Origin of the sequence: Hyphomonas oceanitis SCH89, from assembly GCF_000685295.1 — a bacterium.
Taxonomy (GTDB): Bacteria; Pseudomonadota; Alphaproteobacteria; order Caulobacterales; family Hyphomonadaceae; genus Hyphomonas; species Hyphomonas oceanitis.
Genome location: NZ_ARYL01000032.1, coordinates 33,669 through 47,796, shown reverse-complemented (window position 1 = coordinate 47,796; position 14,128 = coordinate 33,669). Strand labels below are relative to the sequence as shown.

General features: G+C 58.8%; 14 protein-coding genes and 1 tRNA gene. 5 read left to right on the top strand and 10 right to left on the bottom strand.

Going from position 1 to position 14,128, the window contains the following annotated elements:
• Positions 1 to 27: 27 nt before the first annotated feature.
• Both spbR and tig read right to left on the bottom strand, forming a co-directional pair.
• The gene (spbR, locus tag HOC_RS16495; protein ID WP_035540615.1) at positions 28 to 1,188 is read right to left on the bottom strand and encodes a SpbR family protein; all 1,161 of its coding nucleotides are present in this window, start codon (positions 1,186 to 1,188) and stop codon (positions 28 to 30) included.
• Between the two features lie 153 nt (positions 1,189 to 1,341).
• Positions 1,342 to 2,679, bottom strand: coding sequence for a trigger factor (tig, locus tag HOC_RS16490; RefSeq protein WP_035540612.1), 1,338 nt, complete (start codon positions 2,677 to 2,679; stop codon positions 1,342 to 1,344).
• 333 nt (positions 2,680 to 3,012) lie between these two features.
• Between tig and HOC_RS16485 the strand changes: the two genes are divergently transcribed.
• Entirely contained in the window at positions 3,013 to 3,753 is a 741-nt protein-coding gene (locus HOC_RS16485; RefSeq protein ID WP_084146409.1) for a DJ-1/PfpI family protein, read from the top strand.
• A gap of 74 nt (positions 3,754 to 3,827) precedes the next feature.
• On the opposite strand, the gene HOC_RS16480 is transcribed toward HOC_RS16485, so the two are convergent.
• The 4 genes from HOC_RS16480 to HOC_RS16465 all read right to left on the bottom strand — a co-directional run bounded on the left by HOC_RS16480 (position 3,828) and on the right by HOC_RS16465 (position 6,686).
• Positions 3,828 to 3,912, bottom strand: a tRNA-Leu gene (locus tag HOC_RS16480).
• Between the two features lie 63 nt (positions 3,913 to 3,975).
• A complete protein-coding gene (locus HOC_RS16475; protein WP_035540610.1) occupies positions 3,976 to 5,418 on the bottom strand; it encodes a bifunctional ADP-dependent NAD(P)H-hydrate dehydratase/NAD(P)H-hydrate epimerase in 1,443 nt (480 codons plus the stop codon).
• 9 nt (positions 5,419 to 5,427) lie between these two features.
• On the bottom strand, positions 5,428 to 5,967 hold the full coding sequence (locus HOC_RS16470; RefSeq protein WP_035540608.1) for a histidine phosphatase family protein: 540 nt from the start codon (positions 5,965 to 5,967) through the stop codon (positions 5,428 to 5,430).
• A complete protein-coding gene (locus HOC_RS16465; protein WP_241767065.1) occupies positions 5,964 to 6,686 on the bottom strand; it encodes a Coq4 family protein in 723 nt (240 codons plus the stop codon). Before HOC_RS16465 ends, HOC_RS16470 begins: the two co-directional genes overlap by 4 nt.
• 314 nt (positions 6,687 to 7,000) lie before the next feature.
• Here HOC_RS16465 and HOC_RS16460 point away from each other — a divergent pair, with 314 nt between their 5' ends.
• Both HOC_RS16460 and glnA read left to right on the top strand, forming a co-directional pair.
• Complete coding sequence (locus HOC_RS16460) at positions 7,001 to 7,339, top strand: P-II family nitrogen regulator (protein ID WP_034743224.1); 339 nt, start codon at positions 7,001 to 7,003, stop codon at positions 7,337 to 7,339.
• A gap of 56 nt (positions 7,340 to 7,395) precedes the next feature.
• Positions 7,396 to 8,799: a type I glutamate--ammonia ligase gene (glnA, locus tag HOC_RS16455; RefSeq protein ID WP_035540604.1), complete on the top strand. Its 1,404-nt coding sequence runs from the start codon at positions 7,396 to 7,398 to the stop codon at positions 8,797 to 8,799.
• A 137-nt stretch (positions 8,800 to 8,936) separates the two neighbouring features.
• On the opposite strand, the gene clpX is transcribed toward glnA, so the two are convergent.
• The 4 genes from clpX to HOC_RS16435 form a co-directional block, all read right to left on the bottom strand.
• Positions 8,937 to 10,199, bottom strand: coding sequence for an ATP-dependent Clp protease ATP-binding subunit ClpX (gene clpX / locus HOC_RS16450; protein WP_035540602.1), 1,263 nt, complete (start codon positions 10,197 to 10,199; stop codon positions 8,937 to 8,939).
• Between the two features lie 128 nt (positions 10,200 to 10,327).
• Complete coding sequence (locus HOC_RS16445; protein WP_035540601.1) at positions 10,328 to 10,951, bottom strand: ATP-dependent Clp protease proteolytic subunit; 624 nt, start codon at positions 10,949 to 10,951, stop codon at positions 10,328 to 10,330.
• 118 nt (positions 10,952 to 11,069) lie between these two features.
• Positions 11,070 to 11,981 carry an alpha/beta fold hydrolase gene (locus tag HOC_RS16440; RefSeq protein WP_241767064.1) on the bottom strand — a complete coding sequence of 304 codons (912 nt, stop codon included), beginning with the start codon at positions 11,979 to 11,981 and terminating at the stop codon, positions 11,070 to 11,072.
• 71 nt (positions 11,982 to 12,052) lie between these two features.
• Positions 12,053 to 12,640 (bottom strand): uracil-DNA glycosylase family protein, encoded by a 588-nt coding sequence (locus HOC_RS16435; protein WP_035540597.1) that lies wholly within the window; start codon positions 12,638 to 12,640, stop codon positions 12,053 to 12,055.
• A gap of 47 nt (positions 12,641 to 12,687) precedes the next feature.
• Here HOC_RS16435 and HOC_RS16430 point away from each other — a divergent pair, with 47 nt between their 5' ends.
• Complete coding sequence (locus HOC_RS16430; RefSeq protein ID WP_035540595.1) at positions 12,688 to 13,584, top strand: pirin family protein; 897 nt, start codon at positions 12,688 to 12,690, stop codon at positions 13,582 to 13,584.
• A gap of 95 nt (positions 13,585 to 13,679) precedes the next feature.
• Positions 13,680 to 14,084: a hypothetical protein gene (locus HOC_RS16425; protein WP_035540593.1), complete on the top strand. Its 405-nt coding sequence runs from the start codon at positions 13,680 to 13,682 to the stop codon at positions 14,082 to 14,084.
• Positions 14,085 to 14,128: the final 44 nt, after the last annotated feature.

Below are 14,128 nucleotides of genomic sequence, written 5' to 3'. Positions count from 1 at the left end.
CGTGGACAACCTGTTGAGACTCCACACCTAGGCCGCGTCGAACTCGCTCTCTTCTTTCTCGCTCTCGGCCATGGCTGAATAATAGTCGAGCTTGTCGAGAAGATATTCCAGATCGTCTTTCGGAATGGCCTGAAACTGGGTCAGCACCCGCTCGATCATCCGCGCCCTGAAGCGTGCCCGATCATTCGGGCCACCATCATGGGACGTCTCATGAAACACGTTCACGGCAGCCCGGAAAGCTGGCAGCATCTTTCGGGGCAGACCCGCCCGGTCAAACACAGCCTGCAGCCCCAGCGGACCGGCATCATGGATCATCAGCCAGACGCGTTGGTGGCCGACACCTGACAGCTCGGCAAGTGCATGCTCGACGAACGGCATCTGGCCACAGCAGAGCGCGCGCATGATCAGCGAGTGCCCCAGGCGACCATTCAGATTCAGCTGAGAGACAAAGCGCCCGAGGTCCTGCGTCCGGCCCGCCTGCTCGACCAGATCGATCGTGGCGCGTTCGCGCGCACTGCCGGCAAGGTCGATGGCCATCTGGGCGGGTAACTCATGCTTGTTGACCAGCATGTCAAACATCTGGCCGGATACCAGCGACACCATTTTCTCGGCGATATGGGTCGGGATGAAATCCCGCTTGATGAGTCCGGCCTGTACAACTTCGTCCTGCCCAAAGCGGCGAAGCGTATCGTCATAGGCCTTGTCGCTATATTCCGCGCCTTCATTGCGCGACATGACCCGAACGGCTTCGACAGCGCCATGCTCCGAAATGACTTCCGTCAGCGTGATGGACAGGGAATCGCGATTGGCGATTGCCGCCTGCTTTGCGGCCGTCACGGCTAGAACCAGTTCAATCAGGTCCTCATCCGTGAAGACGGGCGAATCCTGAAGCACAGGAATGGCGACGGCCTCGATATCGCGCGCCAGCTTCAGCGCGATCTCGCGCGGCAGGATGGGTGAATTGCGCAATGTAACGGCGAGCGTGCGGCGCACGAGATCGGCAGCGTCATCCGCAAGGATGGCCATGATCTCTTCTGCGAAGGCTTTTTCGCGGTCGCTCAGGACATCAAGCGCAATCCGGCGGCAAACCCGGTGCGCCACCGAGGCGCGCTGCTCGGGCGTTTCGCCCCGCATCAGGCGCTCGATATCCTGCTCGGTCAGTTGCGGTCGGATGCTCTGAACGCTCATGGGCCCCTATTCCTTCAGAATCGATGTCGTTGAACTTCGCTGAAGGCGGTTAACACAGCGTTTACTATCGTGTCAGGGGCTGCGCTGAACGCAAAACGCCGGACTTCTGAAATGAAGCCCGGCGCCTTTGAATTCTGAAGGAATTTGGGAAGACTAGTCTTCGTCTTCCTTGAACAGATCTTCGCGGGAGACGGTTTCATCGTTCACCGTGGCCGTGGCCAGGATGTGGTCAACAACCTTGTCCTCATAGATCGGTGCGCGCAGCTGAGCCATCGCGTTCGGGTTCTTCTGGAAGAACTCGACCACCTGACGCTCCTGGCCCGGATACTGGCGAGCTTCGGCGATCAGGGCCTGCTGGACTTCCTGCTCGGTGATGCGGACATCAGCCACACGGCCGATTTCAGCCAGCACGAGACCAAGGCGCACGCGGCGCTCGGAAATCTTGCGGTACTCGTCTTTCAGATCGTCTTCCGACTTGGCCTTGTCCTCATCGGACACGCGGCCGGCGTCCATTTCGGTTTGCAGCTGCTGCCAGATCTGGTTGAACTCCTGCTCAACCATGTTTGGCGGCAGGTCGAAGTCGTGGGCTTCGTCGAGCTTGTCGAGCAGGTCACGCTTCGCCTTGGCGCGCGAGGCACCGTCATGCTCGGCCTTGATCTGGTCTTTCACGAGGCCCTTCAGCTGGGCGAGGTCTTCAAGGCCGAGGCCTTTTGCGAAGTCGTCGTCGAGTTCCGGCGTCTTGGGAGCGCGCACTTCGTGAACGGTCACTTCGAACACGGCTTCCTTGCCGGCGAGATCAGCGGAAGGGTAGTCTTCCGGGAAAGTGACGTTCAGTTCTTTTTCTTCGCCCGTCTTCACGCCGAGAAGCTGTTCTTCAAAGCCCGGTATGAAGCGGTTCGCGCCCAGAACGACGGATTGCTGCTCTGCCGCGCCGCCTTCAAAGGCAACGCCGTCGACCTTGCCGACGAAGTCGATGACGACAGCATCGCCATCCTTGGCTTTCGCCGTCTTGGCACGGGGTTCGAACTGGGTGTTTTGCTCGGCGATACGGCCAAGGGCCTCATCGATCTGCTCGTCGGACACTTCAGCAACAGGGCGCGTGATCGTCAGGCTGGTAATGTCGGCTGGCGTGAACTCGGGCATCACGTCGATATGCATGTGGTAGGCAAGGTCAGCCTCGCCCTTCACAATGGCTTCCATGTCGCCATCGAGATGAACGTCAGGCTGGCCGGCAGGGCGCAGTTCGTTCTCTTCGAGCGCCTTCTGGTTGGTGTCTTCGACCAGTTTGTTGATCAGTTCGCCCATAAGGTCGCGACCGAACATCTTGCGCACATGGGCCGCAGGCACCTTGCCTGGACGGAAGCCCTTGAGGCGCATGCTTGGGCGGATTTCTTCAATCCGCTCATCAAGCTTTGTCTTGAGTTCGCTCGCCGGAACCTTCACTTCGAATGTGCGGCTAAGACCTTCTGCCTTGGTCTGGGTAACTTGCATGGGTTTATTCATCCGTTTTTATTGGCGTCGCGAGGCAAAAAGCACGCTGGAAGCTGTGAGAAACCTGTCTGAAGGCGCGGCTTATGTCATACGCGAAAGCGCCTGTCCACGCAGACTCTGCTGGATCGCCTGCATGGGCTGGGGAACGGGGCGAATGATATGTCACTCTCGTGTTATCTATGTGAACCAATTCCGAAAATGACGGGGGCGTGCAGGTGTTGCCGATTGTGCCACAATTGCGGTCAAACCGGCGCCTTGGCGCTATTGCTGGCTGCTTGTCCTTGGGTTTGGAATTCCTCAGGCGCAGGGTCTTTTGGCAAGTGGAGATCCCAGATGAGACGAGTTACCCTATTCGCCGCCGTTCAGGTCGCTGCGACACTTCTATTTGTCGGCGCGCCTCAGGCTCTTGCGCAGTCGGTTGAGACGCCGGCCAGCGCTGTACCCGCACCCGCAAAAGCCCAGAAGACCAAGAAACTCGCTATTGTGCTTTTCCCCCGCTACGAAACGCTCGATGTATTCGGGCCTGTGGAAATGTGGGGGCGGCTGGACGACTATGAAGTCGTTACGGTCTCCGAGCATGGTGGCTCCGTCACTTCGGCGCAGGGCATCGAGACCGTGACCAATTATTCGTTCGAGGACGCACCCCAGTTCGAGATCATCATGATACCCGGCGGCATGGGCACGCGCACGGAAGTGAATAACCCCGCCATGCTCGAATTCCTGCGCAATCAGGACAAAGGCACCGAGTACACCACATCGGTATGCACGGGATCTGCTGTTCTGGCCAAAGCCGGACTGCTGGACGGCCACAAGGCGACCTCGAACAAGATGGCGTGGAAATTCGCCACCAGCCAGGATGACGACGTGCTCTGGCAGAGCCGCGCGCGCTGGGTTGAGGACGGCAAGTACATCACATCGTCCGGCATTTCGGCCGGGACCGACATGGCTCTAGGGCTTGTCTCCAAGATTGATGGTCGCGAGAAGGCCGACTACGTCGCCAAGACGGCAGAGTATATCTGGAATGACGACCCATCGAACGATCCATTCGCTGTGGACGAGGCCAGTGCGAATTAAGCCCGGAGGCCATCGTTCAAACCGGCGTCTCACTGACGACCGGAATGGACGATGCCATCAATTTTTGAAGGTAGTGGTGCGGATAAGAGGACTCGAACCTCCACGCCTTGCGGCGCTGGAACCTAAATCCAGTGCGTCTACCAATTCCGCCATATCCGCGTAGCGCGCTTCCTACGCGAGGCAGGCCGCTCTATCAACCGTAAAGACCATTCAGGTGTATTTTCAGGCGATCTCGCCGTGGAGCGCACTCAGGATGTCCGGCACATGACGCTCCAGGTCTTCTGAGATCAGGCCGGCGCCGACGCGCCTGCCCGCTTCGCCGTGCACCCAGGCGCCCATCGCGGCCGCTTCAAGCGTCGGCATGCCCTGCGCCATGAAGCCCGCAATCAGGCCCGCGAGCACATCGCCTGCGCCTGCTGTCGCAAGCCAGGGCGTTGCGTGCGTATTCACGATGGCACGCCCGTCTGGCGCGGCAATGACCGTGTCGGCTCCCTTGAGCAAAACGACACAGCCGGCATCACGCGCCGCCTTGCGGGCGACCTCGATCTTGTTGACGCCAGTTTCGGCGAGATCGCCGAACAGCCGTTTGAACTCGCCCATATGCGGGGTCATGATATCGTGCGGGCGCAGGCGCTTGAAGAGCGAGGCTGGCGCGCTGTCGAACACGGTGAGCGCGTCCGCATCCAGCAAGACACGCGACTGCGATTTGAGGAGTGCCTCGACATTGGCGCGTGTGGCTGGGGTGATCCCCGCCGCAGGCCCGATAACCATGACCTGCGCCTGCTTTGCAGCCGCCTCAAGGTCGCTTGCACCATCAAAGACCTGCAACATGACGGCCGTAAGGTGGCTGGCATTCACCGTCATCGCTCCCGGAGGCGACATGACGGTCACAAGTCCGGCGCCGGCGCGAAGGCCGGCCGTGGCGGAGAGCCGCGCAGCCCCCGTCGCTGAGGCGGGACCGCTCACCACTTTGAGGTGGCCACGCTGGTGCTTGTATCCGTCCTGCCCTGGCCGCGGCATGACGCCCGCCCACAGCATGGGGCTGTTCTCAAAAGCCTGGCTCTGAACGGGAATACCGATGTCAGCCGCTGCTACGAGCCCGCAATAGGCTGCGCCTGGCTGGAGCAAATGGGCCGGACGCAAGCCGGCAAACGTGATCGTGCCTTCTGCCCGGAAGCAAGGGCCAAGCGGTTTGGCTGTCAGGCCGTCGATGCCCGAAGGCACGTCAACCGACACGACCCGGCCGCCTCGCTCGGCAAGCGCAGCTGCTGCGCCCTCCAGCGGCCGTGACAGGCCACCGCCAAACAGAGCATCCAGAACAATGTCATGAGGCGCTTCAAGCGCCTGCTCCAATGGCCGGACATCGCCCTCCCACAGCGCCGCAGCTTTTGCGGCATCTCCCGTTAGCGCGTTCTTTTCGACGAGACAGAAGACTTCGACATCGCGCCACAGTTTTGCGAGACGCGCGGCCGCAATAAAGCCGTCGCCCCCGTTGCCGCCGGGGCCGCAGAGGACCTGCACTTTTCCCTCTGGCCAGCGCGCATGAAGGAATTCCGCAACTGCCGTCCCGGCGCGCATCATTACGTCAAAGCTGCTGGTGCCTGCCTTGAATACCGCCTGTTCGGCGGCAACCATTTCCTGCGGAGTAATAATCGGTCTGCCCATGGGGCGACCTCATAACACGCGTGTTGCGGATTCGCTTCCATATTCAGCAACTGAAAGCACGCCATTTTGACGCTTTAGTCGCGTCACCGAGCAATGCCCCGGACGGAAAACAACAACGCGCGAATCCTGATCAATCAAGCCAACCAAGGCGTTGATCGCAACGAAATGCGAAAAGACGACTGTCTCGTCAGGAAGACCTGACACGAAGGCGAGCATGGCTTTCCGCCACGCGGTGAAGTCGTGCGACCCAGCATCCCAATCGCCCGACATGAGCGTTCGCAGCCACGTCACGCGATCGCCGACATCGTCAGGCGTATCGATCTCAGAGACTTCCGGCGCGACCTGCGCAACAAGGCCCATCCGGCGCTCGAACGGCAAGGCCGTTTCACGACACCTTAACATGGGGCTGCAGACCGCCGTGCTGGCACCTGCTTCAATCAGGATGTCGGCGACAGCCTCAGCCTGTTTCTGCCCAAGCTCGCTCAGGCCGGGATCGGGATGATCGCCCCAAGTGGCGGCGGCCTCTCCGTGACGCACAAGGTAAATCACGCGGCAGCCTGAAATTCATTTGGCGCAAGGCCGATCTGGTCAATCACCAATCCCTCGGCCTGGCATACGTCCAGCGCGCGAAGGTAGGCAGTCGGTTTAGCAATATTGAGGCGCTTACGCGCAGCGTTCAGCGGTTCGTGCATGAGAGCGAATATGTCCTCGCGTATAATTTTTGATGCGGCAGCGCCGTTGCGCTTGCCTTCCCGGAAGCAATCCATGACCCGCGCCTCTTTTGGCACGGATTTCATGATCTGGCGCGTTCCGACGAACGAAATGAAGATCACACCCAATCCGGGAGTCTGACTGTAAGTGAAAGCCAGCAGGCTGGCCTCGCCCAGCGCATCCCGGCCATAACCGGACAGTACGTGAAACAGGTCGTGGGTATCGCGCAGGCGATTGCCATACCAGAGCATATCGTCATCGAAATCGCGTACGGCGCCGCGGAATTTCTCGCTCTCCTCGACAAGCCCCTTGGCCGAGAGGCCTTCGCGCTCCATGAAGTCCATATAGGCGCGCCCGACTGTGCCTTCAGGCAATTCACGAATCCACACGTGATCATCAAGCAGCGGCGGAAGGAATTCGCGCTTGTCCAGCAGCGCCTTCCCCTCAGGACTTTCCACGAATTTATAGAAGTTCTTTTCGAACGAGCGCCCGTTGAGCGCCTCGATGATGTGGAATACCTGTTCGGTATCCTCCTTGTCGGCTATCAGCCGCTGCATGTGTTTCCATGCTTTCAAAGGCCGAAACTTCGCGGGTCGACGATCAGGATGAACAAAAATCTGGGTCATTTATTTCAGTGCTCGCTCAACGTAGGCCTGCAAATAGCATGATCGCCCGAATATTAAAAGTGACGCCCGCGTCACGTTTATGGCGGAGATCACGCCATTCGGTGACCAATTCGCAGGCAGCGACGTCCATTTTTTGACCACCCGCTTTGATCCCCCCCACCTTTCCGTATGTTGTACTCGCCTAGAAGCGCGAGTGAGCCTACCCAAAAATGAATACCAATTCAGCGGCTGGGAGAACATGGGCCATGAAAAAAATCGAAGCAATTATCAAGCCGTTCAAACTGGACGACGTGAAAGAAGCGCTACAGGAGATCGGTCTGCAGGGGATGACCGTGATCGAGGCCAAGGGTTTTGGTCGTCAGCGCGGCCATACTGAGCTTTACCGCGGTGCCGAATATGTCGTCGACTTCCTGCCCAAGTTGAAAATCGAAATCGTTCTTGCAGACAGCGCCGTCGAAGGCGCGGTGGAAGCAATCAAGAAGGCCGCCCACACTGACAAGATTGGTGATGGCAAGATCTTCGTTTCCGCCGTACTGGAAGCTGTTCGCATCCGGACCGGCGAAACGGGCGACGCCGCGCTCTAATCCTGCAATAACCGTTCGAAGACACATTCAGACCACTAACCTGGAGGGCAAATCCAATGGCTGACAAACTAATCAAGATGATGAAGGACGAAGACGTTCAGTACGTCGACCTTCGTTTCACCGATCCGCGCGGCAAAATGCAGCACGTGACGTTTCACAAAAACATGGTCGAGGATGATTTCTTCTCCGAGGGCCAGATGTTTGACGGTTCGTCGGTTGCTGGCTGGAAGGCCATCAACGAGTCTGACATGCTTCTCATGCCTGATCAGGACAGCGCCATCATCGACCCATTCTTCCAGCAAACGACGCTGGCAGTGATGTGCGACGTGCTCGACCCTGTCTCCGGCCAGCCGTACAACCGCGACCCGCGCACGACGGCCAAGAAGGCAGAAGCCTATGTCAAAGCCGCTGGCGTTGGCGACACTGTGTTCTTCGGCCCTGAAGCCGAATTCTTCGTGTTCGACGATGTCCGCTGGTCGGTCGAGCCCCATAACACGGGCTACAGCTTCGATTCGACGGAACTGCCGATCAATACCGGCAAGGAATACCCGATGGGCAACATGGGCCACCGCCCTGGACCCAAGGGCGGTTACTTCCCTGTTCCTCCAATCGACTCCGAGCAGGACATGCGTGGCGAGATGCTCTCCGTCATGTTCGACATCGGCCTGGACCCTGAAAAGCATCACCACGAAGTGGCACCTGCCCAACACGAACTGGGCCTGAAATTCTCGACCCTCACCGTGATGGCGGACCGCCTGCAGCTCTATAAGTACGTCATCCACAACGTGGCTGCGTCCTATGGCAAGACGGCGACCTTCATGCCCAAGCCAATGTTCAAGGACAATGGCTCCGGCATGCACGTGCACCAGTCCATCTGGGGTGGCGGCAAGCCACTCTTCGCTGGCGACGGCTATGCTGGTCTTTCCGAAATGTGCCTCTACTACATTGGCGGGATCATCAAGCACGCCAAGGCTCTCAACGCGATCACCAACCCGTCGACAAACAGCTACAAGCGCCTTGTCCCGGGCTATGAAGCACCCGTCATGCTGGCCTATTCGGCCCGTAACCGTTCGGCTTCGATCCGTATTCCTTTCGGCTCCAACCCGAAAGCGAAGCGTATCGAAACGCGCTTCCCGGATCCTGCGGCCAACCCGTATCTCGCCTTCGCAGCTCTGCTCATGGCTGGCCTCGACGGCATCGAGAACAAGATCCACCCGGGCGATGCCATGGACAAGGATCTCTACGATCTGCCACCAGCTGAAGCCAATGCGATCCCACAGGTTTGCGGCTCACTTCGCGAAGCCCTTGCGGCCCTCGATGCTGACCGCAAGTTCCTGACCAAGGGCGGCGTGTTCGACGACGATCAGATCGATGCCTATATCGAACTGAAGATGGAAGAGAACATGCGCTACGAACTTCACCCTCACCCGGTGGAATTCGAAATGTACTACAAAGTTTAAGAGCTTGATCCCTCTTAACGACCCGGGCCGGCATCTCAGGATGCCGGCCTTTCTTTATGTCCTGACGGGAATTTCGGTGAATAAAAAGCCCGGACCATCGGTCCGGGCTTTTCTTAATCTCGTATATGTCTCAAGGATCAGCCAGCTTCAGGCTGGCTCTTCTTGGCGTGGACGTAAAGCGGCTCGGCATTGCCTTCGACCACTTCGCCATTGATGACCACTTCTTCGACGCCGCGCAGGTTTGGCAGTTCGAACATCGTGTCCAGCAGGATCGATTCCATGATCGAGCGAAGGCCACGCGCGCCTGTCTTCCGGCCGATGGCCCGGCGCGCAACGCTCGTCAGGGCTTCCGGCGTGAAGGTCAGCGCCACATTCTCCATATCGAACAGTTTCTGATATTGCTTCAGAAGGGCGTTCTTCGGTTGTGTGAGGATCTCGATCAGGGCTTTCTCATCAAGATCTTCCAGGGTCGCAATGACCGGAAGGCGCCCGATGAATTCCGGGATCAGACCGAAGCGCTGAAGGTCTTCAGGCTCGGTGCTGCGCAGGATTTCACCCACACCCCGTGCTTCTGGATCCTTCAGCGATGCGCCAAAGCCGATCGAGGCATTGTCGCCGCGCGACGAGATGATCTTGTCGAGGCCAGCAAATGCGCCGCCAACGATGAACAGGATGTTTGTCGTGTCGACCTGCAGGAACTCCTGCTGCGGATGCTTGCGACCGCCCTGTGGCGGCACAGCGGCAACCGTGCCTTCCATGATCTTCAGAAGCGCTTGCTGCACGCCCTCACCCGACACATCACGCGTGATGGACGGATTATCGGACTTGCGCGAAATCTTGTCGATTTCATCGATGTAAACGATGCCGCGCTGGGCGCGTTCAACATTGTAATCAGCCGACTGCAGCAGCTTCAGCACAATGTTCTCGACATCCTCGCCGACATAGCCAGCTTCTGTCAGCGTCGTCGCATCAGCCATCGTGAATGGCACATCCAGGATGCGCGCCAGCGTCTGAGCCAGCAGCGTCTTGCCGCAACCCGTAGGGCCTACGAGCAGGATGTTCGATTTCGACAGTTCGACACCATCGGCTTTGCCAGCGTGGGACAACCGCTTGTAGTGGTTGTGCACGGCAACCGACAGGATGCGCTTGGCGTGGCGCTGCCCGATGACATAGTCATCAAGCACGTCACAGATTTCCTGTGGCGTCGGCACACCCTCGCGGGAGCGCACCATCGCCGTCTTATTTTCCTCGCGGATGATGTCCATGCACAGTTCGACGCACTCGTCGCAGATGAACACCGTAGGGCCAGCAATAAGTTTCTTAACTTCATGCTGGCTCTTTCCACAGAAAGAACAGTAGAGCGTATTCTTTGAATCGCCTGAGCCGTTTTGCTTGGTCATGCCGTCCTCAATGCCGGGTAAGGTTTAACGGGGCCTTTAAGCGCCCTCACCCGGTTTCTTAATATGACAATAAGGGTCATGGCCCACCCTGCAAGAGGCGGGCCGTAATTGGTGGGGGGCGTCTACGCCTATTTTTCGTCCTCGCGGTCGCGCGGTTCGAACACCTTGTCCACAATACCGAATTCAACGGCCTCTTCTGCCGTAAGGAACGTATCCCGATCGAGCTTGCGCTCGATCACATCGTATTCCTGGCCGGTATGCTTCACGTAGATATTGTTGAGACGCTTCTTGAGGTCGATAATATCCTGTGCGTGGCGCTCGATATCTGTAGCAACGCCTGAGTATCCGCCCGATGGCTGGTGCAGCATAACACGTGCGTTCGGCAAGCATGTACGCATGCCGTGTTCGCCGGCTGCAAGGAGCAGCGAACCCATGCTGGCCGCCTGGCCGAAGCAAACAGTCGAGATCGGGCAGCGGATGTATTGCATCGTGTCATAGATCGCGAGGCCCGACGTAACGTATCCGCCCGGGCTGTTAATATACATCGCGACGTCTTTTTTCGGGTTTTCCGACTCAAGAAACAGCAGCTGCGAGGTGATCAGCGCCGCCATTCCGTCATCAATGCCGCCAGTTACGAAGATGATTCGCTCTTTCAGCAGGCGAGAGAAGATATCAAATGCCCGCTCCCCGCGGCTGGTCTGCTCCACCACCATGGGAACAAGGTTGAGGGCAGTCTGGTAAGAACTCGTCATGAAATATCGCCTCGGGGCTGGCTATCTGGAATCTGTATTCTGCCAGAACTGGCAGAACACCTTATATTTGTCCACGCGTGACTGACCGCAAGGGGCTTTGGGCTGTGGAATGCCCGCTTCAACGCCATGGCCAATCCGGCGACCCACTGGGCAGGGCTGCCCCAGGATCCTTCATGAAGGCAAGGTAATCGGCATGGACCGTTTCCGCCTGCAGGTCGCGCATAAGCATATGGTACCCTTTCGGATAATATACAGTCTGAATACTGGCCGGCAGCTTTTTCGCCGTGCGTTTCACGCCAGGCGGCGTGATCACGAGGTCATTGGCGCCGTAGGACATCAAAATGGGTACCTTATCGCTTAAATTCGCAACGCGCTGATACGCCGTCTCCATAAGGCTGACGACACCGTAGACCTGATCAATCCGGTTTTCGGGCATCATCAGCGGATCAGCCCATGTCCGGCGGAGCATCTCGATATTGTCTGAGGGCTCGATCTTGACGAGGCCGCGCGGCGGTCGAACGATCCAGCCAGGCCGTATACGCGCCGAAGACCAGAGGCTCGCCTTGTACAGCGGGTTGATAGCGCCCCAGCCTCGCAGGCCCGGGCCTGAAGCGATCAGACGGTCGGCCTCGGGCGGCCTTTCCGATCCGAATGCGCTAAGAGCGACCGAGCCGCCCATGGAGATGCCGACGACCGTGATGGTAGCCCCAGGGTGCCGGCTGCGCGCCACAGCGACCGCCGTGCGCAGGTCCTCACGCATCAACTCCTCATCCGGCCATATGCCCCGGCCCGGCGACCGGCCAAAGCCCCGCTGGTCATAAGCATAAGTCGTCACGCCGTGTGCGGCCCAATAAGGCGCCGCCATGTGGAAAGCGTTGGCATAGTCGTTCATGCCGTGAACACCCACGACAACATATTTCGGCTCGCCCACATCATCAGCTGCCCAAACCGTAAGCCCCAGATGCGCCCCGTCTGCCGCCACGAACACCTGATCTTCTATTTCGAAATGAGGTTCGACCACCTCAGACATCGATAGCGCTCCCTGTGTGACCGGATGGGCACAGCTGGTGATTATCAAGCTCGCGAAAATCATTGTTGCACTTACAAGGCCGCCCGCACGGCGAGGCGAAGTTCGGGTAGCACGTCCGCCTCGAACCATGGATTGCGTTTCAGCCATGCTGTGTTTCTCCAACTGGGGTGAGGAACAGTGAACGTTCGATCACTTGCATAGTCTTGCCACTTGCTGACGGTCTCCGTCAATGTCTTCCCTGCACGCGGCCCAAGGTGCCATTTCTGCGCAATCGCGCCGACCAGGATCGTTACGCTTATTGCCGGTAGTCGATCCAGCAGGCCCGCGCGCCAAGTCTCTGCGCACCGCACCATTGGCGGCCTGTCTGCCCCTCTTGAATCATATCCGGGAAAGCAAAAACCCATCGGCACAATGGCGACGCGAGATCGGTCGTAGAATTCTTCATCCGTCACCCCCATCCAATCGCGCAGGCGGGTGCCCGAAGGATCATTGAACGGAATACCGGTAACATCAGCCAGGTTTCCCGGCGCCTGCCCCGCCACAAGAATGCGGGCGCTTGCACTGGCTTGCAGCACCGGATGCGGCGGCCGGCTCATCTCACCAGCGCACAATCGGCAAGTGCGAATTTGATCTAGATATGGCTGGAGATCGTCACTCATGATGTCATATGTGAAGTCTATGATTTCGCAGGAAAGGCCAAAAGCACATGACGAATGCAATTGTCAGAACAATCGAGCCACGCGCCAAGGACCTTGGCGGGGGGTTCCGTGTACGCCGCGTGCTGCCCTTCCATGCGCAGAAAATGGTCGGCCCTTTCATCTTCTTCGACCATTTTGGGCCCGTGGACTATGCCCCCGGCGAAAGCTTTGACGTGCGGCCACATCCTCATATCGGCCTCTCCACAGTTACATACCTTTTCGAGGGCGCCATTCGCCATCAGGACAGCCTCGGCACAGACCTCGTGATCCGCCCCGGCGCGGTCAACTGGATGACCGCCGGGCACGGCATCGTCCACTCCGAGCGCACCCCGGCGCCTGAACGCGAAGCGGGCCAGCGTATGCACGGGCTGCAAACATGGGTGGCGTTGCCGATCACGGAGGAAGACTGTGCCCCCGCCTTCACCCACCACTCGGCCGACTCGCTGCCATCTTTCCAGAAAAATGGCGCAAGCATTCGGGTGCTAGCAGGGGAGGCCTGGGGATATAGCTCGCCGGTGGAGTTCCCATGGGACATTCTCTACATCGCAATCGAAGCCCCTGACGGCGCAAGCATGATCCTGCCAGCCAGCCTCGCCGAGGAACGCGCCCTCTACATCGTCTCGGGAAGCGCGCGCATTGACGACGAAACGGCTGAGGAAGGCCACATGCTTGTCATCGCACCGGGCGAGGACATTGCGGTCGAATTCCTGCCCGGCACCAAGGCCGTCGTGTGCGGTGGCGCCACGATGGACGGTCCCAGGAAGATTGAATGGAACTTCGTCGCGTCCGACACGGACAAGATCGAAAAAGCCAAGCAGGACTGGGAAGAATCCACGAAATTGCATGGAACGGACCGCTTCCCCCTTGTGCCGGGTGACGAAGCGGAATGGATACCCCTGCCCTGAAATCGCCACATTTGGTTGAGACGCCCGCAACAGGCGAATTTCGGGAAACGGGGTCGCCGTAAACAAAACAATAAAGTCAAAGTGAGGGTGAATATATGAACTTCAAACTAATTGCTGGTGCTGCCGCATCAATGGCCATGCTAGCCGCTTGCGCCACACCTACAACGGCCGAATCGTCGGCTGCAGCCAGCCTCGACGCCGCTTCGGCCGAAGTGTCTGCCGAAGCCGCAGCAGACGCCGTTGACGTATCCGAAGAAGCCGCGCCCGCCTCAGAAGCCGCGCAGGGCGCCGCTGTCGAAGCCGCCGTCGCCGCTGAAACCGCCGATGCAACAAACGACCCTGAAGTCGCTGCCGCTGCTGCCGACATGGCGGAAGATGCCGCTGAGGATGCGGCCGATGCTGCTGCTGTCGCAACAGCTGTCGCTGCCGAGGATGCTGCAGAAGCAGCTGAAGAAGCTGCGGATGAAGCAGAAGTCGCAGCCGAAGCGGCCAAGGAATAGTTCAAGGTCGAATTGACCTTTTTAAGGCGGGTTCCAGCAATGGA